Source organism: Aquincola tertiaricarbonis, assembly GCF_000969605.1.
In the GTDB taxonomy this organism is placed as follows: Bacteria; Pseudomonadota; Gammaproteobacteria; order Burkholderiales; family Burkholderiaceae_C; genus Aquincola; species Aquincola tertiaricarbonis.
Genome location: NZ_JZUE01000090.1, coordinates 1 through 425 on the forward strand (window position 1 = coordinate 1; position 425 = coordinate 425).

Annotated in this window: 1 protein-coding gene; it reads left to right on the top strand. The window is 67.8% G+C overall.

Annotation, left to right across the window (positions count from 1 at the left end; genetic code table 11):
• Positions 1-425, top strand: a 425-nt coding sequence (locus tag VO99_RS27545) for an NAD-binding protein (RefSeq protein WP_046116172.1), incomplete at both ends; no start/stop codon positions are given.

The window sequence follows — 425 nt, forward strand, 5'->3', positions numbered from 1 at the left end:
AAGCCGCTGTTCGAGCTGATGGGCAAGAACATCACGCTGGTCGGTGGCAACGGCGATGGCCAGACCACCAAGGTGGCCAACCAGATCATCGTGGCGCTGAACATCGCGGCGGTGGGCGAAGCGCTGCTGTTCGCCAGCAAGGCCGGCGCCGACCCGGCCAAGGTGCGCCAGGCGCTGATGGGTGGCTTCGCGGCCAGCCGCATCCTGGAGGTGCATGGGGAGCGGATGGTCAAGCGCACGTTCAATCCGGGCTTCCGCATCGGGCTGCACCAGAAGGACCTGAACCTGGCGCTGCAAGGCGCCAAGGCGATTGGCGTGGCGCTGCCGCAGACGGCGGGCGCGGCGCAATTGATGCAGGTGGCTGCCGCCCAAGGCTGGGACCAGCTGGATCACTCGGCGCTGGTGAAGGCGCTGGAGGTGATGGC